Annotated in this window: 24 protein-coding genes; 7 read left to right on the top strand and 17 right to left on the bottom strand. The window is 69.0% G+C overall.

Translation table 11 applies throughout. From position 1 onward, the window contains the following. The 16 genes from ASG30_RS09240 to ASG30_RS09165 all read right to left on the bottom strand — a co-directional run bounded on the left by ASG30_RS09240 (position 1) and on the right by ASG30_RS09165 (position 14,415). Entirely contained in the window at positions 1–279 is a 279-nt protein-coding gene (locus ASG30_RS09240) for a DUF4395 family protein (protein ID WP_055895178.1), read from the bottom strand. A 157-nt stretch (positions 280–436) separates the two neighbouring features. Further along, positions 437–2,164 (bottom strand): serine/threonine-protein kinase, encoded by a 1,728-nt coding sequence (locus ASG30_RS09235; RefSeq protein ID WP_055895175.1) that lies wholly within the window; start codon positions 2,162–2,164, stop codon positions 437–439. A 201-nt stretch (positions 2,165–2,365) separates the two neighbouring features. Next, entirely contained in the window at positions 2,366–3,757 is a 1,392-nt protein-coding gene (locus ASG30_RS09230; protein ID WP_055895864.1) for an FAD-binding oxidoreductase, read from the bottom strand. Between the two features lie 113 nt (positions 3,758–3,870). Beyond that, on the bottom strand, positions 3,871–4,203 hold the full coding sequence (locus ASG30_RS09225; protein WP_442965678.1) for a VOC family protein: 333 nt from the start codon (positions 4,201–4,203) through the stop codon (positions 3,871–3,873). Between the two features lie 104 nt (positions 4,204–4,307). Continuing rightward, on the bottom strand, positions 4,308–5,282 hold the full coding sequence (locus ASG30_RS09220; RefSeq protein ID WP_055895174.1) for a Bug family tripartite tricarboxylate transporter substrate binding protein: 975 nt from the start codon (positions 5,280–5,282) through the stop codon (positions 4,308–4,310). Between the two features lie 55 nt (positions 5,283–5,337). Continuing rightward, on the bottom strand, positions 5,338–5,790 hold the full coding sequence (locus ASG30_RS09215) for a response regulator transcription factor (RefSeq protein ID WP_055895172.1): 453 nt from the start codon (positions 5,788–5,790) through the stop codon (positions 5,338–5,340). 38 nt (positions 5,791–5,828) lie between these two features. Then, entirely contained in the window at positions 5,829–6,617 is a 789-nt protein-coding gene (locus ASG30_RS09210) for an alpha/beta fold hydrolase (protein ID WP_055895170.1), read from the bottom strand. A gap of 69 nt (positions 6,618–6,686) precedes the next feature. Further along, a complete protein-coding gene (locus ASG30_RS09205; RefSeq protein WP_055895168.1) occupies positions 6,687–7,874 on the bottom strand; it encodes an FAD-dependent monooxygenase in 1,188 nt (395 codons plus the stop codon). A 45-nt stretch (positions 7,875–7,919) separates the two neighbouring features. After that, complete coding sequence (locus ASG30_RS09200) at positions 7,920–8,555, bottom strand: MarR family winged helix-turn-helix transcriptional regulator (RefSeq protein WP_235579762.1); 636 nt, start codon at positions 8,553–8,555, stop codon at positions 7,920–7,922. Then, the gene (locus ASG30_RS09195) at positions 8,552–9,709 is read right to left on the bottom strand and encodes an epoxide hydrolase family protein (RefSeq protein WP_156385469.1); all 1,158 of its coding nucleotides are present in this window, start codon (positions 9,707–9,709) and stop codon (positions 8,552–8,554) included. Before ASG30_RS09195 ends, ASG30_RS09200 begins: the two co-directional genes overlap by 4 nt. 2 nt (positions 9,710–9,711) lie before the next feature. Beyond that, entirely contained in the window at positions 9,712–10,323 is a 612-nt protein-coding gene (locus tag ASG30_RS09190; protein WP_055895166.1) for a glutathione S-transferase family protein, read from the bottom strand. Between the two features lie 14 nt (positions 10,324–10,337). Beyond that, the gene (gloA, locus tag ASG30_RS09185; protein ID WP_055895162.1) at positions 10,338–10,763 is read right to left on the bottom strand and encodes a lactoylglutathione lyase; all 426 of its coding nucleotides are present in this window, start codon (positions 10,761–10,763) and stop codon (positions 10,338–10,340) included. A 55-nt stretch (positions 10,764–10,818) separates the two neighbouring features. Then, on the bottom strand, positions 10,819–11,778 hold the full coding sequence (locus tag ASG30_RS09180) for a PDR/VanB family oxidoreductase (RefSeq protein ID WP_055895160.1): 960 nt from the start codon (positions 11,776–11,778) through the stop codon (positions 10,819–10,821). Positions 11,779–11,799: 21 nt separating this feature from the next. Next, positions 11,800–12,891 carry an aromatic ring-hydroxylating dioxygenase subunit alpha gene (locus ASG30_RS09175; RefSeq protein WP_055895158.1) on the bottom strand — a complete coding sequence of 364 codons (1,092 nt, stop codon included), beginning with the start codon at positions 12,889–12,891 and terminating at the stop codon, positions 11,800–11,802. Positions 12,892–12,931: 40 nt separating this feature from the next. Further along, the gene (locus tag ASG30_RS09170; RefSeq protein ID WP_055895156.1) at positions 12,932–13,972 is read right to left on the bottom strand and encodes a TRAP transporter substrate-binding protein; all 1,041 of its coding nucleotides are present in this window, start codon (positions 13,970–13,972) and stop codon (positions 12,932–12,934) included. Between the two features lie 254 nt (positions 13,973–14,226). Then, positions 14,227–14,415 carry a hypothetical protein gene (locus ASG30_RS09165; protein WP_055895154.1) on the bottom strand — a complete coding sequence of 63 codons (189 nt, stop codon included), beginning with the start codon at positions 14,413–14,415 and terminating at the stop codon, positions 14,227–14,229. A 270-nt stretch (positions 14,416–14,685) separates the two neighbouring features. Between ASG30_RS09165 and ASG30_RS09160 the strand changes: the two genes are divergently transcribed. Beyond that, positions 14,686–15,654, top strand: coding sequence for a hypothetical protein (locus ASG30_RS09160; protein ID WP_055895152.1), 969 nt, complete (start codon positions 14,686–14,688; stop codon positions 15,652–15,654). Positions 15,655–15,675: 21 nt separating this feature from the next. On the opposite strand, the gene ASG30_RS09155 is transcribed toward ASG30_RS09160, so the two are convergent. Further along, a complete protein-coding gene (locus ASG30_RS09155; protein ID WP_055895150.1) occupies positions 15,676–16,578 on the bottom strand; it encodes a LysR substrate-binding domain-containing protein in 903 nt (300 codons plus the stop codon). Positions 16,579–16,705: 127 nt separating this feature from the next. On the opposite strand from ASG30_RS09155, the gene ASG30_RS09150 reads away from it, so the two are divergent. The 6 genes from ASG30_RS09150 to ASG30_RS09125 are packed head-to-tail and all read left to right on the top strand — an operon-like array spanning position 16,706 to position 22,230. Further along, positions 16,706–17,455 (top strand): SDR family NAD(P)-dependent oxidoreductase, encoded by a 750-nt coding sequence (locus tag ASG30_RS09150; protein WP_055895855.1) that lies wholly within the window; start codon positions 16,706–16,708, stop codon positions 17,453–17,455. A 35-nt stretch (positions 17,456–17,490) separates the two neighbouring features. Further along, positions 17,491–18,480: a TRAP transporter substrate-binding protein gene (locus ASG30_RS09145; protein ID WP_055895149.1), complete on the top strand. Its 990-nt coding sequence runs from the start codon at positions 17,491–17,493 to the stop codon at positions 18,478–18,480. A gap of 48 nt (positions 18,481–18,528) precedes the next feature. After that, a complete protein-coding gene (locus ASG30_RS09140; protein ID WP_055895147.1) occupies positions 18,529–19,053 on the top strand; it encodes a TRAP transporter small permease in 525 nt (174 codons plus the stop codon). Positions 19,054–19,072: 19 nt separating this feature from the next. Further along, the gene (locus tag ASG30_RS09135; protein ID WP_055895145.1) at positions 19,073–20,332 is read left to right on the top strand and encodes a TRAP transporter large permease; all 1,260 of its coding nucleotides are present in this window, start codon (positions 19,073–19,075) and stop codon (positions 20,330–20,332) included. Positions 20,333–20,362: 30 nt separating this feature from the next. Further along, positions 20,363–21,223, top strand: coding sequence for a transketolase (locus ASG30_RS09130; protein ID WP_055895143.1), 861 nt, complete (start codon positions 20,363–20,365; stop codon positions 21,221–21,223). After that, entirely contained in the window at positions 21,220–22,230 is a 1,011-nt protein-coding gene (locus ASG30_RS09125) for a transketolase family protein (RefSeq protein WP_055895142.1), read from the top strand. The genes ASG30_RS09130 and ASG30_RS09125 overlap by 4 nt, the downstream gene beginning before the upstream one ends. The last annotated feature ends 21 nt before the right edge of the window (positions 22,231–22,251 follow it).

Genomic DNA, 22,251 nt, shown 5'->3' with positions numbered 1-22,251 from the left:
TCAGCGCGGCGGCACTTCGCAGGCGCCGTGGGCGCAGATCTCGAAAGCGCTGTCCTTCTGCACCCAGCCCAGCCTGACCATCAAGCCGTGGATCTCGCAGCCGACGCACAGGCCCAGCACGGACTCCATCCAGAGCAGCAGCATGGACATGACGCAGATCGTCAGCGGCACGATGCCGGTGATGCCGGCGTTCGTCATGACCATCATCGCGCCCGCCATGATCCCGATCGTCACGCGGATCAGGAACTCGACGAACAGGAACGTCGTGATGAGCTGCATCGGGAGGTAGAGCTGCTCGAAGCGGCAATGTGAACCCCCATGGGCTGGGGACGGAGCGTCGGATGATGCGCGCATTCCGGCAACCACCCTAGTACGGTCCGCTTCGACGACTGCCCGGCGGTTGCCCAACGGGTTCGCGGCGCGCCCGGCCGGGCTCCTAGGGCCCGTTTCGCTGGGTCAGCTTGTGCCGGACGATGGCGTCCGCGTGCATGCGCACGCACACCGGGTGGTGGCGGTACTCGGAGCTCGCGCATTCGTAGGCGACGCAGAGTTCGCGCGCCATCGAGAACTCCTGCCGGCACACGTTGAGCGGCGAGGGCGAGGGCGGCGCCGCCATTGCGACTGTCGCGCGGGAGGACCGATCGGGCCGTTCAGGCCGATCCTGCGGTTCGGTGGCGGCCGTGCGCTGAGGGGCGGGTCGCTCGACGGTCTCGCGCGGCCGGGGCGCGGGCGGTTGCGGAGGCGCCGGTTCGGCGGCCGCCTCGCGCGGCGGTGTTTCGATCGGCTCGGCGACGACGATCTCGCGCACGCCCGGCTCGACTGGCCGTTCGATGGTCCTGCGCGGGCGCGGTTCGGCGGACGGGGCGGTTGCGGCAACGGGGACGGTGCCGCGCACGGGCTGCATATTCGCGCTGGCCTGGGCGGGTTCCGGCGCTTCGATCGAAGTCGTGGCCGGCACGGCATGGACGGCCGGCAAGGCCGGCGGCGCCGCAGGCGTGGCGGCCAACGGTGACGGTGCGGGCGAGGTCATCGGCGTCGGTGCCGCAGCCGCTGCCGCAGCTGCAGCCGGAGCCGGAGCGGGAGCGGGAGCGGGAGCCGCCTCCTGGTCCAGCGCGGCCAGCGCCGTGCGCGTTCTTTCCACGCCCCCGCCCGCGCCCACGAACATCCCGCCCAGCACGACGGCGGTCGCGAGGCCGGCGATCAGCGCCACGCCGGCGCGGCGGGGGCGGTGGCGGACGGCCGCGGGTTTCCCGCTTTCGGCCTCTTCGGATCCAGGCGCGGGCGCAACCGCAACCGCCACCGCCACCGGCGCCGGCGCCACGCGCTGGCGTCGCACGGGAACGACCGCGCGTTCCTCTACAGGCATGTCGAACGCGGCCTGCAAAGCCGCCGCGAGCTCGGCGGCGTTGCGGTGGCGCGCCTCCGGGTCGCGCGCCTGCGCACGTTCGAACACCGCATCCAGAGCCGCCGGAAGCTCGCACCTCAGCGCACGAGCAGGGCGCGGCGCCGCATGCGCTTGGTAGGGCCAGGAGCCGGTGAGGAGTTCGTAGGCCACGATCGCGGCCGAGTAGATGTCCGCGCGGCAGTCCGCCGGCTGCCCGAGGATCTGCTCGGGCGCCATGTACGCCGGCACGTCGAACACGCCGGGCCGGCGGCCGGCCGAAGCCGCGGCGGCCAACCAGCCGAATCCGGCGATCTTCAGCTGGCCGTTGCGGGCCATCAGCACGTGCTGGGGATTCAGTGCGGAGTGAACCAGGCCGCGTTCATGCGCGGCGGCGAGCGCGGCCAGCAGTTGCAGCGACAGCGACAGGCCCTGCAGCGCAGGCAGCCGCCCCGCCCGGGCCAGATACTGCCCCAGCGCCTCGCCTTCCACGAACGCCGTCACCGCATACGCGCCGTCCCCGTCCCAGCCGAAATCGTGCAGCTCGACGATGCACGGATGCTGCAATCCGGCCGCCTGCAGGGCGGTGGCGCGAATGCGCTCGCGCGCGTCGGCCGACAGCGCGGGATCCACGGGCCACCGCCGGACGGCGACGCGCTCCCGGGATTCCGTGTCGATGGCTTCGTGGACGGTCGCCGCCCCGTCGGTGGCGCAGACGCGCTGCAGCTGATAACGCCCGATGTCGCCGCGCATCCCCTTCCCATCGTTGACCTTGTGCGTCATGCGGGCCATGTTCTTTTTTCCCATCGCAACGCCGAGTAGGACAGGTGCCTACATGCATGTCGCCCTGCGGCTAGCGTTCAGCCAATGGGTTCCGGGCCACGGCAACGGTTCGCATCGCCATGTCGGGGTCGAGCCCGGTCCGGGACCGGGCGGTCCCGAGCCGGAGCAAGGCTGGAGGCGCGGCCTGCGTCTCCTGGGCGACTACGACCCGGGCTGGCCCGGCCTGATGTTCTGGTTCACCCGGAAAAGGTTCTTCGGGTCGTACTTCGCCTTGAGGGACGCCAGCCGCGCGTAGTTGTCGCCGTAGGTGGCCTGCACGCGGCCGTCCGCCTCGTCGTCCATCATGAAGTTGACGTAGGCCCCCTCGAGGTTGAACGGGTGGACGGCCTTCCAGTAGGCGCGTCCCCAGTCTTTCAGCGCCTGCGCCTTCTTCGGGTCCGGATCGATCCCCGCGATCACCATCGACCAGGTCGCGTCGCGGGTGCTCCACGCCGTGGCGTCCTTGGCGACGCGCTTGACCGCTCCCTCGATCGGGTACAGGTGCATCAGGCACAGGTCGCTGGGCGCGGCGGCGGCCTGCGCGATGTGCGTGTCGATGGCCGAGCCGGACAAGGTCTTGACGAAGTCACCCTTCCAGTACCACTGGAGGCCCTTCGGGAAGAAGGGATCGAACAGCGAGTTGATCGCCGGGAAGGGCATCTCGCTCATCCAGTTGAAGATGGGCGGCGGCAGCCCCTTCAGCAGCCGGGCCATGATCTTCTCGCCTTCGGCCGCGCTGCCGTTGTAGCTGCCGATGACGGCGCAGGCGCGGCGTCCCCAGTAGTCCTTGGGGAACGGGTCCATGGGCGGAACCGTCTTGAGCCCGACGAACACGCCCAGCTCTTCCGGCGCGGTGGGCAGGAAGTCGCGGTAGGCGCTCATCACTTCCTTCGCGTGCGTGGCCTCCCAGAAGACCGGCCCCGCATAGACCATGCGGACCGGATGTGCCTTGAACAGGAAGCTGGTCACGACGCCGAAGTTGCCGCCGCCGCCCCGCACGGCCCAGAACAGGTCGGGATGCTCGCGCTCGCTGGCCGTCACGAACCTGCCGTCGGCCAGCACCATGTCCACTTCGAGCAGGTTGTCGCTGGTCAGCCCATGCTGGCGCGTGAGGTAGCCGGTGCCGCCGCCGAGCGCCAGCCCGGCCACGCCGGTGGTCGAGACGATGCCGAACGGCACGGCGAGGCCGAAAGCGTGGGTTGCGTGGTCCACGTCACCCGACGTGCAACCGGGGTCCACCCGCACCGTCCTGGCCTGGGGGTCCACCCGCACGCTCTTCATCAAGGACAGGTCGATCATCAGGCCGCCATCGCAGCTGCCCAGGCCCGGCCCGTTGTGTCCGCCCCCGCGGATCGCGATCAGCAGGCCCTGGTCGCGGCCGTGGTTGACCGCGGCGATGACGTCCGCCGCATCGACGCAGCGGGCGATCACGCGCGGCTTCTTGTCGATCATGCCGTTGTAGAGGGCCCGCACGGCGTCGTAGTCGGCGTCGTCCGGCCCCATGACACGCCCGCGCAAGCCTTGCTGCAAGGTGGAGACGATCTGGTCCGACATGGTGTTCTCCTTCATCGATGGAGCGTCAAGCTCAGGGAGACTCTGCCGGAACGATGTAATCGTGCCGTGTCGGCGGAGGCTGTCTGTGTATCGGCCGTGTAGCTCGGCTGCCGCTACGGGATGGGCGTCGCGAAGCTCAGTTCGTGCCCGTCGGGATCGGTGATGTGGAAGTAGCGCTCGCCCCACGTGGCGTCGTGCGGCGGTGCCTGGGGCTGCAGGCCGGCGGCCAGGGCCTGGGCGTGGAGCAGGTCGACATCCGCGACATGGAAGACGATCCGGCCCCACCAGGACCAGCTGCGCTCGCTGCCCTCGGTCGTGAGGTTGAGGCAGCCGTTGCCGGCACTGAAGCTGCTGAAGGCCGCGGAGGCCCCGCCGTAGCGCAACGCGAAGCCCAGCGCGGCGTAGAACCGAACCGCCCGCGCCATGTCGTGGGTCGCCAGCGTCACGGCACTGATCGACGTGATGTTTGCCGCACGCCTGCCGCGGTCGCTCCCGCCATCCGCGGGGCCTGGAGTCGATTGCGCCATGGCCGCTCTCCCGGGTCCTTTGCTTATTCGGCCGTGATCTTCCGGTCCCGGATGATCTGCGCCCACTTGGTGGATTCCTTCTGCATGAAGTCCAGCAGTTCGGGGCGCGTGGTGGGGTGGGGCGTGAGGCCGAGCTTCGTCAGTGCGTCCCGCACCCCGGGGTCGTTCAGGACCTTGACGATCTCGGTGTTGTAGCGGTCCAGGATCGGCGCGGGGACCTTGGAGGACGCCACGAACGCGTACCAGTTCAGGGCCTCGAAACCCGGCAGGCCGGATTCCGCCACGGTGGGGATGTTGGGCATGTAGGCCGGCCGGGTGGGCCCCGTGGTCGCCAGCGGGACCAGCTTGCCCGCTTCCACTTGCGGAAGCGAGGTCGGGGGCGCCGAGAAGTAGCCCGTGAAGCGGCCGGCGAGCAGGTCGTTCATCGCCGGTGCGCCGCCCTTGTAGGGCACGTGCAGCATCTCGGTGCCGGTGCGCGCGGCGAACAGCTCGCCCGCCAGGTGGGACGCGGAGCCCCGGCCGGTGGAGGCGTACGAGACGCTGTTGGGAGCCTTCTTCGCCGCCGCCACGAAGTCCTGCATGTTCCTGATGCCCGACGAGGGGTGCACGACCAGCAGGTTGGGGAAGAACACCGCGCCGGACACGGGGGCGAGATCCTTGAACGGGTCGTACGGCAGCTTGCCCATGTGCGGCGCGATCGTGAGCGGCCCCACGGAGCCGAGCAGCAGCAGCGTCCCGTCGGCGGGGCCGGCCGCGGCCTGCTGGTGCGCGATGTTGCCCCCTGCACCGCCCTTGTTCTCGACCACCACGCTCTGGCCGATGTTCTCGGAGAGCTTCTTCGCGATCAGGCGCGCGGCAGCATCGGCCGCGCCCCCGGGCGCGAAGCCGACCAGCAGGGAGATGGGCCGCGTCGGCGGGAAGGCCTGGGCCGCTGCGCCCAGTGGCAGGGTGGCCGCCAGGGCGATGGCGGCCAGGGTGATGCAACGGCGGGTCAGCATGAAGTCTCCGTGGGACGGTTGGATGGAAGCCATCGTTTTGACAGGACCCTGGCCTTCATTGAAGAAGGCGGTCGATCGTTGCGGTGAGGCTGGGCGAAGTGGGCGGCGGTGCAAGGTAGGCGTCCGCGCCTGCCGTGGCTGCCGCTATCCGGTGCAGCTCGCCGTCGTACACCGCCGAGACCAGGACCACCGGCAGGGAGGGCCGCGCAGCTTTCAGCGCGCGGCAGACCTCGACGCCATTGATGTCGGGCAGGTTGACGTCCAGCACCACGGCTGTCGCGGCCGCAGCCATCGCGATGGCGTCGCGTCCACAGGCGGCTTCGATGGTCTTGAAGCCATCCTCCTTGAGCCTGCGGGCCATCGCATACCGCTGCCCGTCCATGTCGTCCACGACCAGGACGGTCTGCGTCGCCCGCCACTTCTTCGGATCGGCCGCTTCCGCCGCGATGTGGGGAAGGATGCTGGCGGCCCCCGTGCCGGAGCGGTTGCCTCGTGAGTCTTCGGCCATTTCGCGCCCCTCCTTGGGTGCTGTCTGTACGTTGGACTCTAGCAGTCGCCGACGCCCGTGCGCTGGCCGGTCCAGCGCAGGAGCTCCCGGGCGAAGGCAGCGGGAACTTCGATGGGGGGGAAATGTCCGCAGGGCAGGCTCACATGCTCGGCTTGGGCAAGATGCGAGAGCAATGCCTTGCCGGCGTCGGCGGGAACGAGTGCGTCCTGCTCACCCGTCACGATCAGGGTCGCAGCCGCCACCCCTGGCGCAATCTGCGAGAGGTCGGCCTCGCCCAGCACGGCACATGCGCCCGCGTAGCCTTCCGGGTCCGTCCGGACGAACACCGTGCGCAGCGTGCCCACGGCCGCTTCTTGCCGGTGCCCGGGGCTGACCATCCGCTGGACCATGCCGTCGGCCAGGAACGCCATGCCCTGGGCGCGCACCGCAGCCGCGCGGCCGTCCCAGCCGCCCGGCGGAGGCAGCAGCTTCACGGCCGTGCTGCACAGCGTGAGAGAGCGGACGAGCTCCGGCCGGCGCTTGGCCACCGAAGCCGCCACGAAACCGCCCAGGGAGATCCCGCACAGGTGCAGCGAGGAGATGCCGAGAGCCCCGCACAGGTCGATGACATCGCCGACGAACTGGTCCAGCGAGCGGTCGCCGGGCTCCGTGTCGCTGCCGCCGTGACCGCGCAGGTCGGGACGCAGGACCTGGTGGGTGGGCAGCAGCAGCGGCACGACCTGGTCCCAGAGGCTGTGGTCGGCGCCGATCGGGTGGAGCAGGGCGAGCACCGGAAGGCCGGGCTCGCCCTCGAGGCGGAAGTAGATCCGCCCCGTGGTGAGTTTCATGAGGGGCATGGCAACAAGCGGCGGAGGGTCAGGGGCGTGTCCGGCGGGGGCGGAGGTCAGGCCGGCAGCTCATGCGAGCGCCTGCTCCGGGTCGTAGCGGAACAGCCAGTCGTAGCGCTCCATCACCTTGTCCTCGCTCCACTCGCGGTCCACGTACGCCTGCGCGCCCTGCGCGTTCGCCAACTCGCGGTTGTGGAACCGCTTGGCGTTCTCGTTGGAGCCTCGCACCATCCGCGTCGTCCGCTCGATGCGGGCGGTTTCATAGCGGGCCAGGAGAGCGCCAACGTCCTCGCCCGTCCGGCCAAGGCACTGCGCCAGCACGTAGCCGTCTTCGATGGCCATCGCCGCGCCCTGCGCCAGGAAGGGCAGCGTGGGATGGCATGCGTCCCCGAGCAGCGCGATGCGTCCACGGGTCCAGGACCGCATGGGCTCCCGGACCATGAGCGCCCATTTGAAGGGGGTCTCGATCGCGCGGATGAGGGTCTGCACGTCTTCATGCCATCCCGTGAAGTCCCGCAGGCATTCGTCACGGCTGCCCCGGGCGGACCAGGACTCCACTTCCCAAGCCTTGCTCTCCACGCAACCGACGAAGTTGATCAGCGTGTCGTTGCGCAGCGGATAGTGGACGACGTGGGCCCCGGGTCCCACCCAGTTGCAGCCGTAGGGTTCGCGCAGGCCGGGGGGAAGTTGCCGTGCCTCGATGACGCCGCGCCAGGCGAGGATGCCGGAGTAGGCGGGCTGGTCCGCGCCGAAGTGCTGGCGCCGCACGAGGGAGTGCACCCCGTCGCTCCCGATGAGCGCACTGCCTTCGAACACTTCGCCCGATCCCGTCCGCACGCGCACCCCGTTGTCGTCCTGCTGCACCTCCTGCACACGGGCTCCGAGCCGGATGGCCTGGGGGTCGGCCGCCTGCACGGCCGCCGCGAGCACGGCATGGAGATCGGCTCGGTGCATCGTGATGTAGGGGGCGCCCCAGCGCTGGCGAGACGCGGCGGCCAGGTCGAACAGCTTCCAGCGCTGGCCCGTGCTCCAGAGCCGGACCTGCTTGCCCTTCGGCTCGGAGGCCTTCGCCATGATCGCGTCCTCGAGCCCCAGGCGGAACAGGATCCGCGTGGCGTTGGCGCTGAGCTGCAGGCCGGCGCCCACCTCGCGCAGCGCCGAGGCCTGCTCGAGCACGACGACGTCGATGCCCCTTCGGAGCAGGGCCAGGGCAGCAGCGAGGCCGCCGATGCCGGCGCCTGCGACGATGATCTTCATGCGCACTCCTTGTGGGATGAGAGCGGGGAGCGCGCCGAAGGCGCGCTAGCGAAGGGCCGTGTTCTTCCGCTGCCGGGCCGGGGAGGTCTTCACCGCGGCGGTCGAACCCGGGTCGTACTCATTGACGTAGGGGATCTTGGCCGTCGTGCGGGCCAGCAGGTCCACCAGCACTTCGACCTCGTCCTCTGACAGGTCCGACAGCAGCCTGCGTTCGCGCTCCAGCGCGACCTGGATGATCTGGTCGTGCAGCTCGTAGCCCAGGGGCGTCAGCGAAAGCCTCTTGCGGCGCGGGTTGTCGTCGACGTCCTCGAGCACCAGGTAGCCCCGCTCCTCGAGCCGGCGCGACTCGCGGCTGACGGCGCCCTTGTCCAGGCCGATGACCTGGGTGATGCGGGCCGGCGGGATGCCCGGCTCGATCGCCAGCATCGCCATGATCCGCCACTCGATGATCCCGATGCCGAAGCGCTTCAGGTAAAGGCGGGAGGCGCCCGTCGAAAGCTTGTTGGCGAGGACCGTGAAGAAGTAGGTGACGTAGTGGGAGAGATTGAGAACCTCGCGCTTCTCGTTCTTCCTGCGCGAGGTTTCCGGGCGTTTCGCCGCCGGCCGTGGCATCTGCATCTCCCTGTCGATCTCGTGGACTGGGAGGTACTTTACAGGCTGGCGATCGTCGAGATCGTTCATGTTCCGCCAGCGAACGCCGCGATGTCGTCGGCCAGCAGCTGCGGCACGTCGTACCCCGGGAAGTGCCCGCCCGCCGGCAATTCGGTCCAGCGCGTGACGTTGTACGCCTTCTCCAGCAGGCTGCGTGGCGGGGGGACGAACACGGGGTCGCGGGTGGCGGCGAAAGCCACCGGAACCTCGACGCGCTTGCCGCCGGGATAGCCCGGTGGGCCTTCCGTCGCCAGGCCGCGGTAGATCCACATCGAGGTCGCCACGCTGCCGGTGGCGAGGTACAGCATGGCGTTGCGGATCACGAGCGCGGCTTTCTCCGGCGCCTGGTAGAGATCGCGCTTGTCACCGGCCGCCGGGTCGCCCCAGGCTGCGAACTTCTCGAGCATCCACGCGAGCAGGCCCACCGGGTTGTCCGACAGGGCGTAGCCCGCGGTCAGCGGCCTCGAGGTCTGCAGCCGGAAATACGCCCCGTCGTCCTCGAAGCGCTCGCGGAAACCGGCCAGCCATTGCTGCTCCTCGGGGGCGGTGGCCGCGCCGGCGATGAAGCGGGGACTGGCCATCGTCATGTGCACGCCGGTGCAGGCGTCCGGGTGGTCGAAGCCGAGCCAGGCCGAGATGATCGAGCCCCAGTCGGCTCCGTGGGCGTAGTAGCGGCGGTAGCCGAGCACCTCCGTCAGGAGCTGGTGCATCAGCGCCGCCATGGCGCGCGGACCCATCAGCTTCTCCGGAGCACCGGACCAGCCCACACCGGGGAGGGACACCACGACCACATCCCGCGCCTGGGGGCCCTCGGAGAGCCGGGAGGCCACCTCGACGTACTCGAAGATGCTGCCCGGCCATCCATGCAGCAGCAGGATCGGCGGGCGATCCTGGTTGGCGGCGGCGCGCAGGTGGATGAAATGAAGGTCGATCCCGCCAACCCGCGCGAGGAAGTTCGGAAGCCGGTTCAGCTTCTCTTCCTCGGCGCGCCAGTCGAACCGCTTGATCCAGTGCTCGACGACGGCCTGCAGCGTCGCCGGGTCGGTCCCCAGCTCCCAGCCGGCGCCGGCGGGGACCTTGGGCCATTCGAACTCGGCCACGCGGCGTTCGATGCGCGCCAGGATTTTCTGGTCCGCTCGTGGCGTGAAGGGCGTGGCCCGGGGGGTGGTGGGGGCGGTGCTCATGATCACCCCACGCGCTTGACGGCAGGACGCGAGGCCACCGCCTTGAGCCAGCGGTCGATGGCCGGGGTCTCGCCCAGCTTGCCGTCCGAAAGCTCCCGCACGCGGCCCAGCCAGCCTGCGGCGGAGCAGAAGGTGGGAATGTCGGCGATGGAGTAGTCCCCGCAGATGTACTCCCGGTCCTTGAGCCGGCGCTCCAGCACGTTGAACAGGCGGACGGCCTCGGTGGCGAAGCGCTCCACGGTCCCCGGCACGCGTTCCGGCAGGTCCGCGTAGTGGTGCAGTTGCGGCAGGGTGCCGCCGACCCCACCGGTGCCCCAGACGAGCCAGGCCATCACGTCGATGCGGCCGGGGCCGGCGGCAGGGAGCAGGCGCCTTGTCTTCTCGGCCAGGTAGATCAGGATCGCCGCCGTCTCGAAGACCGGCACGTCGCCGGAGGGCGTGTGGTCGACGATGGCGGGGATCTTGTTGTTGGGGGAGATGCGCAGGTAGGCGGGATCGAACTGCTCGCCCTTGGTGATGTCGACGGTGCGCGTCTCGTACGCTTCACCGGACTCCTCCAGCATGATCTGCGCCTTGCGGCTGTTGGGCCCGGGGTACGTGTAGAAGGTGATCATGCGAATGTCCCTCCTCAGGCGGCGACCGTCTTGGAATCGATCAGCTCGATCTTGTAGCCGTCCGGATCCTGCAGGAAGGCCAGGTGCAAGGTGTCGTTCTTCATCGGGCCCGGCTCGCGCGTGAGCTTCGCGCCCTTCTCCTTCAGGTCGGCGCAGGTGGCGTAGATGTCGTCCACCGCGATGGCGATGTGGCCATAGCCGCTGCCGACCTCGTACGGCTTGTCCTGGTCCCAGTTGTGCGTCAGTTCGATCACCGCGTGGTCGATCTCCGCGCCGTATCCCACGAAGGCGAGCGAGAAGCGGCCTTCCGGATAGTCCTTGCGGCGCAGTACCTTCATGCCCAGCAGGCGGGTGTAGAAGTCCAGGGACGCGTCCAGGTCGCGAACGCGGATCATCGTGTGCATGACGCGGTGGTTCGGCTGGTGTTGCGTGGTGCTCATTCGATCTCTCCTGGCAAAAGGAATGGTGGGAAGTTGAAGCGGAAGAAGGGGCGCGTCACAGGTCGAGCACGATCACGGGACTGCGCGCCCGGGAGCAGCAGACCGCCATCTGGTCGTTCCGTGCGTGTTCCTGGTCGGTGAGGAAGGTGTCGCGGTGGTCCGGCACTCCGGCGACAACGCGCGTCAGGCAGGTGCCGCAGATCCCCTGCTCGCACGACATGGGTACGTCGATGCCGGCTTCGGTGAGGACTTCCAGTGCGGTCCGTCCCGGCGGGACGCTCAAGCGCCGCCCGCTGCTGGCGATCTGCAGTTCGAAAGCGGAGCCATCGGCGCTGGCCGCGGACTCCGGCGCGAACCGCTCCAGGTGGATCTGGGCATCGCCGAATCCGAGCTGGCGCGCGCAGGAGGTGATGGCCTCCAGGTAGCCCGCCGGGCCGCAGACGTAGAGGTGGGTGTCCCGCTCGCACTGCGCGAGCAGGGCCGCGGGATCGAGCTTGTGCTCGTTCCCGCCGTCGCTGAAATGAAAGCGGACACGGTCCGAGAACGGTGCTCGCAGGAGTCGTTCACGGAAAGCCGCGCGCGCGGGCGAGCGCGCGCTGTAGTGGAGCCCGAACTGCGCTCCCGAGCCATGCAGCGTACCGGCCATGGACAGGATCGGCGTGATGCCGATCCCGCCCGCCAGGAGCAGGCTCCGGCGGGCCGGGACCAGCGGGAACAGGTTGCGCGGCTCGCTGATCTGGGCAATCGCGCCCTCGTGCAAGGTCTCGTGGACGGCCGCCGACCCGCCGCGCGAGCGGGGGCAGCGCAGCACGCCGATCTCGTAGCGGCTGCGTTCCTGCGGCGAGCTGCACAGCGAGTACTGGCGAACGAGGCCGTCGCGCACGACCAGGTCGACGTGGGCTCCGGACGTGAAGGCGGGGAGCTCACGCCCCGCCACATCCTGCAGCTCGATCGCGCACACACCCTCCGCCTCCTGGCGGCGGCGGGTGACGCGAACGTCGATGGTCCTGGTCATGGCGCAACTCGTCGGCCGCCGTCAGCTGGCCGCGGCCGAAGCCTCGGGGACCGCGGGCCGTGCCGCGGGGGCGGCCTCGCCCTGGAGGCGTTCGCGATCGCCCATGCGCTGGATGATCCTTCGCAACTGGACGCGCGTGACGTCGGAGACGATGTCGATCAGCCCCTTCTCGCCCAGCTCGTCGATGCGCTGCTGCTGCCCTTCGCAGATCAGCTTGTCCTCCAGGAAGGCGTGGGAGATGTGCTCCATCAGCTCCTTGGTCGCCACCGGGTCGTCCTGGCGATAGCCGTTCGCCGGCGCGTAGAAGTAGAAGCAGGTCGATTCCGTCTCCGGCGTGAGCCCGTGGAAGATGCGCAGGGAGAACCCGCCGGTGCGGTTGCCGTGCTCCCGTGCGCCGGTCCCCGCGTCGACCGCGCCGCTCCACTGCAGCACGTTGCTGGGCGGCGCGAAATCGAACTCCTGCCAGCGATCCACGCGACCCTTGAACGGCACGGCGGCCAGGTAAGTGGGCGGAGGGATGGAGTTGAGCATCCAGCGCACGTAGCTCAGGCTGTCGTCCGTCTTCTTCACGTCCATCAGCGCCTGCACGTGCGTCTGCGGGTTGCCGCCGATGGTCGAACCGTGGACATAACCCAGGTGGGTCAGGTCCATCAGGTTGTCCACCATCAGCATGTAGTTGGCCTTGATGTGATAGAAGCCCTTGTGGTGCGGCCAGTTGGCGTGGTCGTCGTTGTACGGGTAGTCGACGATCCGGGACTCGTCCGCGAGCTCGGGCGCTCCCATCCAGACCCACACGAACTCGTTCTTCTCCACGACCGGGTAGGCGCGCACCTTCGCGCGGGCCGGGATCTTTTCCTGGCCCGGGATGTGGACGCACCGGCCGCTGCAGTCGTGCACGACGCCGTGGTAGCCGCATTGCAGTCCGGCCTCGACGACCACCCCCATGGACAGGGGGGCCGCGCGGTGGCAGCACTTGTCCTCCAGCGCGGCGACCTTTCCGGTCGATTGGTCGCGGAAGAAGACGATGGGTTCGTTGCAGATCCGCCGCCCCAGGGGCTTGTCGGCGATCTCGCTGCCCCAGGCGGCGATGTACCAGGTGTTCAGGATGAACATGCTTCTCTACTCCTGTGTGTGCCGGGGATGGGCGGCGCCGTCACTTGCCGTGCTTGGCGATCAGGGACTTGGCCGCCCCGAGCAGCTTCTTGCCGTCGTGGCCCCGCTTGGTCATGTCCGCCACCCAGTCGGCCTCGACGGGCGCGGCCAGCTTGATGAACTCCGCGGCATCGGCCTGCGACAAGGTGTGGATGGTGTTGCCCCGATCCATGGCGGCCTTCACCCCGATCGCGTCGCTGTCCTGGGTGATCTTGCCGAACAGCGCGGAAGTGTCGATGCCGGAGTTCGCGTCGATCACCTTCTTGAGGTCCGGCGCCAGCGACTCGTACTTCGCCCGGTTCATGGCCATGACGAAGGTGCCGGTGTAGAGCGCCGGCGCGCTGCGCGGGAACTCCGTGGAGAACTTGGTGAGCTCGTGCACCTTGACGGAAGGGACGACGTCCCAGGGCGTGGCGACGCCGTCGATCGTTCCCTTGGACAGCGCGTCGGGAACGGCGGGCAGCGGCATTCCGACCGGAATCGCGCCGTAGGCACTCAGCAGCTTGGTGACCTGCCGGTTCGGAGCGCGAACCTTCATGCCCTTCATGTCGGCGGGAGCGCGCAGCATCTTGTTGGTGTGCAGGACGCCGCGCCCGTGCACGTGGAGCGCCAGCACCTTGGTGTCCTGGAACTCTTCGGGCGCGTACCCCTGGATGTACTCCCAGAAAGCGCGCGAGGCCGATTCCGCCTCGGGGATCATGAAGGGCAGCTCGAAGGCCTCGGTGCGCACGAACCGGCCCGCCGTGTAGCCCGGCAGCGTCCACACGATGTCGGCCACGCCGTCGCGGGCCTGGTCATACAGCTGCGGAGGCGTTCCGCCCAGCTGCATCGCCGGGTAGGCCTCGAACTTGATGCGGCCGCCCGATTCCTTCTCGACCTTCTCCATCCAGGGCTTGAGCATGATCGTCCACACGTTCGACGTGGGCGCCATGAACGTGTGGAACTTCAACGTCGTCACGGGCTGCTGGGCCATCGCGCCGAACATCGGCAGCGCAAGGGTGGCGGCAGCACAGGTCCTCAGGAAGTTGCGTCGCTGGTGCATGGTGTCTCCTAGTGGTGTACCGATGGCGGGCGGGGGATTCGGCTCGTTCAGGAAGGGGATCGCACGAGCCTGGGCGATGTCGAGGGGAGCGGCGGCAGCGGAGTGGTGCGGACCCCGCCGCGAGGGAGTGCCATGAACGAGAGAGCGTGCAAGCTGCATCTCCTGGTTGATGGATCAATGTTGATGTAGCAACGTTGATCCATCAACCAAGAGCTTCCCCTCTTGACAGCCCTGGGTGGCTGAGTCGGCCGTGCTCAGGCCGGCGTGCCGGGTTCGTACAGGAAGGGCTGGAGGCCGGCCCGCTCTCCGGCATCGGTCAGGAGGCAGACGGTCAGGTGAAGCTGGCAGACGCACTCGCACTGGGCGATGTGGACCGCCAGCCGGATGGACTCCACCGAAAGATCAGCCGTGACGAAGGAGCGGTTGCCGGGGTTCGGGTCCATGTCGCAACTCCTGGTTGGGACAAGTCTTGGCCACCGCTGTATCGCGCGCTCCGCAGTTTGTTGAACCCGCGTTTTCGCCCTGTATGGGCGTGTTTCCGACGTGTCATCGACACCGGATACGCCGGGCCCGTTCGCGTGGCGGATACGGAACGGCAACACACGCGCCATCGCCCGAAGCGTGCCGGTTACCGGCGTTTTCCAGACTGCCGGCCGGCCTGTCCCGCAAGTGGGAGTGGGCCGGAACCTCCACGACTGCGAAAGGAATGCACCATGAACACCCCCACCAGCACCGAGCGCTATGCCCGGGTCATCGAAGTCTCCAAGCGCGTGCGATGGGAGATCGAGCGCGACGTCATCCGCGGCCGGCGCTTCGACCATGCCAAGACCTTCATGCCCGACGGGCTGTCGCTCGTCCGGGAACTCCCCTTCCTGGGCGCGGCCGACGCGCGGCTGTTCAGCCAGGTGCAGGGCCGCACCTACGCCTACATGTTCGGGTTGGTCGAGCGCTTCATCAACGCCAAGGTCCTGGACGTCAGCCGCGACCACTGCTTCGGGGACCAGGTCGCCCTCGAGGCGCTGGTGCGGATGAGTGACGAGGAGATCAAGCACCAGGAGCTGTTCCGCCGGCTCGAGTCGCAGATGGCGCAGGACATGCCCGCCGGCTACGTCCAGACGGCCGCTGCCAACGAAGTCGCGCAGGTGGTGCTGGGCAAGAGCACCTGGGCGGTGCTGGCCCTCACGCTGGACATCGAGCTGATGTCGCAGGCCCACTACCGCGCCAGCATCGGGCCGCAGGCCGGGCTGTCGGAGCTCTGGAAGGACGTGTTCCTGTTCCACTGGCGCGAGGAGTCGCAGCACGCGATCCTCGACGAGATGGAGTTGCGGCGCGAAGACGCCCGGCTGGACCCCGCGCAGCGGTCGGCCGCCGTGGGCGAGCTGATCGAACTGGTGGGCGCGATCGACGGCATCCTGCAGGCCCAGGCCGCGGCCGACGCCACCTATTTCACCAGCGTGGCGTCATCGCCATTCACCTCGATGCAGCGCGTCCAGGTCCACGAGAAGATGCTCAAGGCCTACCGGTGGCAGTACATCGTCTCCGGTGCCATGGAGCCGCGCTTCCAGCAGGTGCTGTTCGGCCTCGTCGGCCAGGAGCAGCGCCAGCGCATCGAGGCCGCGCTGGCGCCGCTGGCCTACGCGGTTCCCATGGGGGACGAGGTGGACCTGCCGCTGGCGGCATGAGCCGGAAAGCCTCGACAGGCCTCAAGTCCGTGCGGCGGGCTTCGTCCTGGCGGCCTCCCCGTGCAGCCAGGACAGGAAGGCCTCGACCGCGGGACGCTTGGCGTGCCGGGCCGGATAGACGGCAAAGTGCGCCTTCACGCGGATGGCCCTGTCGAGGCTGAACACGGGCCTCAGCTTCCCCTCGGCCAGGTGCAGGCCGCCGACGGTCGTGCTCTCGAGCGCGACGCCCAGCCCCTGCGTCGCCGCGTCGAGTGACATCTGCGCCCGGTCGAAGCGCACCGGGAAGCGATCCGGCGCGCGCTTGTTGGTGAACGCCGAGAACCAGTCCGGCCACTGCACGACGCTGACGTTGCTCTGGATGAGCGGAACTTCCACCAGCTGGTCCGGCCGCTTGAGCCGGTGCTCCCGGATGAAACCGGGGCTGGCGAGAGGAACGATCTTCTCCTCGAACAGGGGCTCGACGACCAGGTCGCCCCACTGCGGCACGCCGTAGCGGATATCGATGTCCGCCTGGCCCAGGGCGAAGTCGCTCAGCGTGTGCGCGGCGGACAGGTTCAGCGCGATGCCGGGGCACGCTTGCGCGAAGCCGCGAAGCCGGGGCATCAGCCAGAGGCTGGCGATGCTCGGCGCGGAATGCACGTACAGGCTGTTGCCCACGCCCTGGCGAAGGTCCTCGGTGGCGGCGGCGATGGCCGCCAGCGCGCCGCCCACCCTCATCAGGTATTGCTCCCCGGCCGCGCTCAGGCGCACGCCGTGGGCGCTGCGCTCGAAGAGCCGCACGCCCAGGTGCGTTTCCAGGCGCGCCACCTGGTGGCTGATGGCGGAAGCCGTCAGGTGCAGCTCGGCGGCGGCCAGGGCAAAGCTGCGGCGGCGGGCGACGGCCTCGAACGCCAGGAGATTGGGGGCGGGAGGGACGGCAGGCATCGGGTCAACCCGGAGGTCAGATGACGGATCGTCATCTTAGGCTGAAGAGACTTCGCTTGTTGTACTGCCCCTGCGAAACCATGATCGCGGCTCGTTCAGGAGTTCCACTTTCATGGAGACACAGCAGATGCTTCTCAAGGACAAGGTCGCCGTCATCACCGGCGGCGCCGGAATCAATGGGCTGGGCTTCGCGACCGCGCGCCAGATGGCGGCGCAGGGCGCGCGGGTGGCGATCCTGGACCTGGCCCGGGCCGAACCGGCTGGCGCAGCGGCCCGGCTCGGCGGCGGCCATATCGGCCTGGTGGCCGACGTCACGGACAAGGCTTCGTGCGACGCGGCCGCCGCCAAGGTGGTGGAGGCCCTGGGCCGCATCGACATCCTGGTCAACAACGCCGGCATCACCCAGCCGGTCAAGACGCTGGACATCACGGGCGCCGACTACGACCGCATCCTGGACGTCAGCCTGCGCGGCACGCTCTACATGTCCCAGGCCGTGCTGCCGGCGATGCGCAAGCAGCAATCAGGCTCCATCGTCTGCATCTCCTCGGTGTCCGCGCAGCGGGGCGGAGGGATCTTCGGCGGCCCCCACTACTCGGCGGCCAAGGCCGGCGTGCTCGGCCTGGCCCGCGCGATGGCGCGCGAATTCGGCGTCGAGGGCATCCGGGTCAACTGCATCACACCCGGCCTGATCGAGACCGACATCACGCAGGGCAAGCTGACCCCCGAGCGCAAGAAGGAGATCTCGGAATCGATCCCGCTGGCGCGCCTGGGCCGCGCCGAGGACGTGGCGGGCGCCTGCGTCTTCCTGGGCAGCGAGCTTTCCGCCTATTGCACCGGCATCACGCTCGACGTGAACGGCGGCATGTTGATCCACTGACCGGCAACCCATCACACACAAGGAGACAAGCGACCATGCAACGCCAGACCTTCACCCGCACCCTCGCCGCGATGGCGGTGTCCGCCCTGCTGCCGCTGGCGGCCCAGGCGCAGGCCACGAAGATCACGCTCGGCCACGGTGCTGCGCCCGAGAACCCGAGGCACGTGGCCTCGATGAAGTTCGCCGAAGTGCTCAAGGCCAAGACGGGCGGCCGCATCGAGGTGCAGGTTGCGCCCTCGGCGCAGCTGGGCGATGACGCCGCGATGGTGACGGCGCTGCGCACCGGAGCGCTGGACATGTCCGCGAACTCGCAGGGCGCGGTGTCCGCCGCGGTGCCGGAATACGCCGCGTTCGGCATGCCCTTCATGTTCTCCAGCGCCGCGGACGCCTTCAAGCTGCTCGACGGTCCCCTGGGCAAGGAACTCGCGGACCGCTCCGCGGAGAAGGGCCTGGTGCTGCTGGGCACCTGGGACAACGGCATCCGCCAGATGACGAACAGCAAACGCCCGATCACCAAGGTCGAGGACATGAAGGGCCTCAAGATGCGCGTGCCGCCCGACGCCACGCTGGTCGACATCACCAAGGCCCTGGGCGCAGAGGCGCAGCAGATCCGCTTCGCCGAGCTGTACGTCGCGCTGCAGCAGGGCGTGGTGGACGGCCAGGAGAACCCGCTGGTGAACATCCACGCCAGCAAGCTGTACGAGGTGCAGAAGCACCTGGCCATCACCAACCACCAGTTCCAGATGACGCCGCTGCTCATGAGCAAGCGCTCCTGGGACAAGCTGTCCGATGCGGACAAGAAGGCCGTGCAGGAAGCCGCTGCCGAGGCCACGGCGCTGCAGCGCAAGCTGTCGCAGGAAGCCGATGAGAAGCTGCTGGCCGACCTCAAGGCCAAGGGTGTGCAGGTCAGCACGCCGGACAAGGCGGCCTTCGAGAAGGCGACGGCGGAAGTGACCGACAAGTGGGCCTCCGGCCCCATCGGCCCCTACGTGAAGAAGGTCGTCGCGGCCGCCCGCGCGAAGTGATCCCGGTGGCCCGGCGTCCGCCGGGCCTGCCACCCACCGAGTCCAGAGATGCAAAACCCGACCGCGATCGAGCGCGGCGTGGCCGGCCTTTGCCGTGCCGTGCTGTGGCTGTCCTTCACCGTGATCTTCCTGATCCTGGTGGCCAACACCGTGCTGCGCTACGCCACCGGCGCCAGCCTGCAGTGGGCCAGCGAAGTGCCTGAGCTGCTCTTCCCCTGGCTGGTTGTTTCAGGCGTGGTGCTGGGCGCCCTGCAGGGGGCCCACATCACCACGACGTTCCTCGTCGAGACCCTGCCCGCCCGGGCGCGCCGCGTGGTGGCGACGCTTTGCTGGCTGGTCGTCGCCGGGCTGTACGCCACGCTGTCGGTGGCCACCTGGCGGATGCTGGAGATCGTGCACGACGAGAAGTCGCCCATCCTGCAGTTGCCGGGCTCCATCACCTACGCATGCGTGCTGGGCGGGATGGTCCTGCTGGCTGTGCTGGCGCTCGGGGATGCCTGGCGCGCGTGGCGTGCGGTCCCCGGGGAAGTGTCTTCGGATCCGGAAGCGCAAGTGCGCGCCGCCCACTGGTGATCCACCGCAGGAGTTCCTCATGAGCGCACTCATTCTTCTGGTCTTCATGGGCGCGGCCGTGGCCGCCATGCCCATCGCCCATGCACTGCTCGTCGCGGCGCTCGCCGCCGCGGCCAGCTCCGACAAGGTGCCGCTGGATCTGCTGGTGCAGCAGATGGTCGCCCAGGTCCAGAGCTTCCCCCTCATCGCCATCCCGTTCTTCATGCTGACCGGCACGCTCATGATGGGCGGCAAGCTCGGCGAGGCGCTGGTCGGCGTGCTGTCGGCATTGATCGGCCGCTTCCACGGCGGCCCGGCGCAGGTCGGCGTGCTGTCGTCCACCCTGTTCGGCGGCGTGTCCGGCTCGGCGGTGGCGGACGCTTCGGCCATCGGCTCGCTGATGATCCCCTGGCACAAGCGCCTGGGCTATCCGGCCGCGTTCTCGGCGGCCACGCTGGCGGCCGCGGCCACGATCGACATCCTGATTCCGCCGTCGATCCCCCTGATCCTGTTCGCCCTGAGCTCGAACGCGTCGATCGCGTCGCTTTTCGTGGCGGGCGTGCTGCCGGGGCTGCTGATGTGCGGAGGCTTCATGGCCGCTTGCTGGTGGGTGGGACGTCGCCGGAACTTCCCGCGCGACACGGCGCCGTTCGACACCCAGGCCTTCAGGCGCCACATGGCCTATGCCTCGCCGGCCGTGCTGCTGCCCGTGCTGATCCTGGTCTTCCTGCGTTTCGGCATCGCGACGCCGACCGAAGTGGCCGTGCTGTCGACGCTGTACGCCGGCCTGGTCTCGGTCCTGATCTACCGCGACCTCGGCTGGAAGCGCCTGAACGACGCCATCGTGCACGCCGGCCTCGCCACGGGCGTGGTCCTGCTGGTCATCATGGCCTCGGCCGCCATCGGCTGGCTGCTGACGTTCGACCAGATGCCGCAGGGCGTGGCCCAGTGGGTGCAGGCCAACGTCCACGCGAAGTGGCTGATCATCCTGCTGATGAACCTGCTCATGCTGTTCCTGGGCATGTTCATCGACCTGCCGGCCGCCATCCTGCTGCTTACCCCGGTGTTCGTGCCGCTGGCCAACGCGATCGGCATGGACATGATCCAGCTGGGCATCATGATGGTCGTCAACCTCGCCATCGGCCTGTACACGCCGCCGGTGGGCACCACGCTCTTCATCACCAGCGCGCTGGCCAAGGTCAAGGTCGGGCAGACCGTGCGCGAACTGGGCCCCTTCTACTTCGTCGCGTTCACCGTGCTGGCGCTCGTCTCGTACGTGCCGGCCAGCATCCTGCGCTGATCCCTCCACCTGCTTCCCAAGGAAAGTTCCATGACTCTCACTTCCGAGAAACTCGGCGCGCTGGCCGCTGCGGCCTGGCGCATCCGGCGCTACGCGGTCCGCATGGGCGAGGTCCAGGGCCAGGGCTACATCGGCCAGGCCCTCGGCTGGGCCGACGTGCTGGCGGTGGCCTACCGCCACGCCCTGAGCCTGCGCCCGCAGGAACCCGAGTGGGAGGGCCGCGACCGCTTCCTGCTCTCGCACGGCCACTACGCGATCGCGCACTACGCCGCGCTGATCGAGGCCGGGATCATTCCCGAGTCCGAGCTGGACACCTATGGCAGCGATGACAGCCGCCTGCCGATGTCGGGCATGGCCACCTACACGCCCGGCATGGAGATCTCCGGCGGCTCGCTGGGCCAGGGCCTGGTGATCGCGGTGGGCATGGCGCTGGGCTTGAAGCAGAAGCAGAACCCGGCCTTCGTCTACAACTCGATGTCCGACGGCGAGCTCGACGAAGGCTCGACCTGGGAGGCCGCGATGTCGGCGGCCCACCACGGCCTGGACAACCTGGTGTGCCTGGTCGACATCAACAACCAGCAGGCCGACGGCCCGTCGGGCAAGGTGCTGGGCTTCGAGCCGCTGGCGGACAAGTGGGCGGCCTTCGGCTGGCATGTCCAGCGTCTCGACGGCAACGACCTGCCCGCCGTGGCCCGGGCGTTCGATGCCGCGCGCTCGCTCAAGGAGGCCAAGCCGCGCGTCCTCCTGTTCGACACGCTGATGGGCAAGGGCGTGCCCTTCCTGGAGCAGCGCGAGAAGAACCATTTCATCCGCGTCGACCCGCCCGAGTGGCAGCGCGCACTGGAAATCCTGGACCAGAGCCAGCCCCTCACCGAAGGAGTCGCAGCATGAACACCGTCACCGCAGACAAGAAGCCGCGGCTGACCACCTCGGCCATGATCGCCTCGATCGCCTCGGAGGGTCAGCGGGTGAAGGCCGCGCCGTTCGGCAAGGCGCTGGTCGAGTACGCCGCTTCCCGGCCGCATGTCGTAGGCCTCACGGCGGACCTGGCCAAGTACACCGACCTGCACCTGTTCGCGCAGGCCTATCCCGAGCGCTTCTTCCAGATGGGGATGGCCGAGCAGCTGCTGATGGGCGCCGCCGGCGGCCTGGCCAAGGAGGGCCTGGTGCCCTTCGCCACCACCTACGCGGTGTTCGGCACGCGGCGCGCCTACGACTTCATCCACCAGGTGATCGCCGAGGAGAACCTGAACGTCAAGATCTGCTGTGCCCTGCCGGGCCTGACCACGGGCTACGGGCCCAGCCACCAGGCGACCGAGGACCTCGCGATGATGCGTGCCGTCCCGGGCCTGACCGTGGTCGATCCCTGCGACGCGCTGGACATCGAGCAGGCCGTGCCGCAGATCGCCGAGCACAAGGGGCCGGTCTACATGCGCCTCCTGCGCGGCAGCGTGCCGCTGGTGCTCGACGAGGTCGAGGGCTACCGGTTCGAACTGGGCAAGGCCAAGATGCTGCGCGAGGGCGCGGACGTGCTCGTGATCTCCAGCGGCATCCTGACCATGCGCGCCCTGGAGGTGGCCAAGGACCTCGCGGCCGACAACATCGGCGTGGCGGTGCTGCATTGCCCGACCATCAAGCCGCTGGACGAGGCCGCGATCGTCGAGGCGGTGCGGTACCAGCACCGGCTGGTGGTCGTGGCGGAGAACCATTCGGTGGTCGGCGGGCTTGGCGAAGCGGTGGCCAGCGCCTTGCTGCGCAACCGTGTCCAACCCGCGCGGTTCGAACTGGCCGGCCTGCCGGACGCCTTCCTGGACGCGGGCGCCTTGCCCACGCTCCATGAGCGCTACGGCATCAGCCGGGAAGCGCTCACGAGCCGCATCAAGCGCTGGCTCGGCTGAACGCGATCTGCAGCCCTGCGG

The organism is Ramlibacter sp. Leaf400 (assembly GCF_001424545.1).
Lineage (GTDB): Bacteria > Pseudomonadota > Gammaproteobacteria > Burkholderiales > Burkholderiaceae_C > Ramlibacter.
The sequence above is the reverse complement of the archived record's forward strand: the minus strand, read 5'-3'. Positions and strand labels throughout refer to the sequence as shown.

Coding starts and splice junctions, on each gene's coding strand:
- ASG30_RS09175 (WP_055895158.1), bottom strand. CDS start 12,891: ATGTTCATCCTGAACACCTGGTACATCGCCGCCTGGGGCAGCGAGATC.
- gloA (WP_055895162.1), bottom strand. CDS start 10,763: ATGAGCACCACGCAACACCAGCCGAACCACCGCGTCATGCACACGATG.
- ASG30_RS09130 (WP_055895143.1), top strand. CDS start 20,363: ATGACTCTCACTTCCGAGAAACTCGGCGCGCTGGCCGCTGCGGCCTGG.
- ASG30_RS09220 (WP_055895174.1), bottom strand. CDS start 5,282: ATGCTGACCCGCCGTTGCATCACCCTGGCCGCCATCGCCCTGGCGGCC.
- ASG30_RS09165 (WP_055895154.1), bottom strand. CDS start 14,415: ATGGACCCGAACCCCGGCAACCGCTCCTTCGTCACGGCTGATCTTTCG.
- ASG30_RS09200 (WP_235579762.1), bottom strand. CDS start 8,555: ATGAACGATCTCGACGATCGCCAGCCTGTAAAGTACCTCCCAGTCCAC.
- ASG30_RS09150 (WP_055895855.1), top strand. CDS start 16,706: ATGCTTCTCAAGGACAAGGTCGCCGTCATCACCGGCGGCGCCGGAATC.
- ASG30_RS09145 (WP_055895149.1), top strand. CDS start 17,491: ATGCAACGCCAGACCTTCACCCGCACCCTCGCCGCGATGGCGGTGTCC.
- ASG30_RS09155 (WP_055895150.1), bottom strand. CDS start 16,578: ATGCCTGCCGTCCCTCCCGCCCCCAATCTCCTGGCGTTCGAGGCCGTC.
- ASG30_RS09195 (WP_156385469.1), bottom strand. CDS start 9,709: ATGAGCACCGCCCCCACCACCCCCCGGGCCACGCCCTTCACGCCACGA.
- ASG30_RS09125 (WP_055895142.1), top strand. CDS start 21,220: ATGAACACCGTCACCGCAGACAAGAAGCCGCGGCTGACCACCTCGGCC.
- ASG30_RS09205 (WP_055895168.1), bottom strand. CDS start 7,874: ATGAAGATCATCGTCGCAGGCGCCGGCATCGGCGGCCTCGCTGCTGCC.
- ASG30_RS09170 (WP_055895156.1), bottom strand. CDS start 13,972: ATGCACCAGCGACGCAACTTCCTGAGGACCTGTGCTGCCGCCACCCTT.
- ASG30_RS09215 (WP_055895172.1), bottom strand. CDS start 5,790: ATGGCCGAAGACTCACGAGGCAACCGCTCCGGCACGGGGGCCGCCAGC.
- ASG30_RS09235 (WP_055895175.1), bottom strand. CDS start 2,164: ATGACGCACAAGGTCAACGATGGGAAGGGGATGCGCGGCGACATCGGG.
- ASG30_RS09160 (WP_055895152.1), top strand. CDS start 14,686: ATGAACACCCCCACCAGCACCGAGCGCTATGCCCGGGTCATCGAAGTC.
- ASG30_RS09240 (WP_055895178.1), bottom strand. CDS start 279: ATGCAGCTCATCACGACGTTCCTGTTCGTCGAGTTCCTGATCCGCGTG.
- ASG30_RS09190 (WP_055895166.1), bottom strand. CDS start 10,323: ATGATCACCTTCTACACGTACCCCGGGCCCAACAGCCGCAAGGCGCAG.
- ASG30_RS09180 (WP_055895160.1), bottom strand. CDS start 11,778: ATGACCAGGACCATCGACGTTCGCGTCACCCGCCGCCGCCAGGAGGCG.
- ASG30_RS09135 (WP_055895145.1), top strand. CDS start 19,073: ATGAGCGCACTCATTCTTCTGGTCTTCATGGGCGCGGCCGTGGCCGCC.
- ASG30_RS09140 (WP_055895147.1), top strand. CDS start 18,529: ATGCAAAACCCGACCGCGATCGAGCGCGGCGTGGCCGGCCTTTGCCGT.
- ASG30_RS09210 (WP_055895170.1), bottom strand. CDS start 6,617: ATGAAACTCACCACGGGGCGGATCTACTTCCGCCTCGAGGGCGAGCCC.
- ASG30_RS09230 (WP_055895864.1), bottom strand. CDS start 3,757: ATGTCGGACCAGATCGTCTCCACCTTGCAGCAAGGCTTGCGCGGGCGT.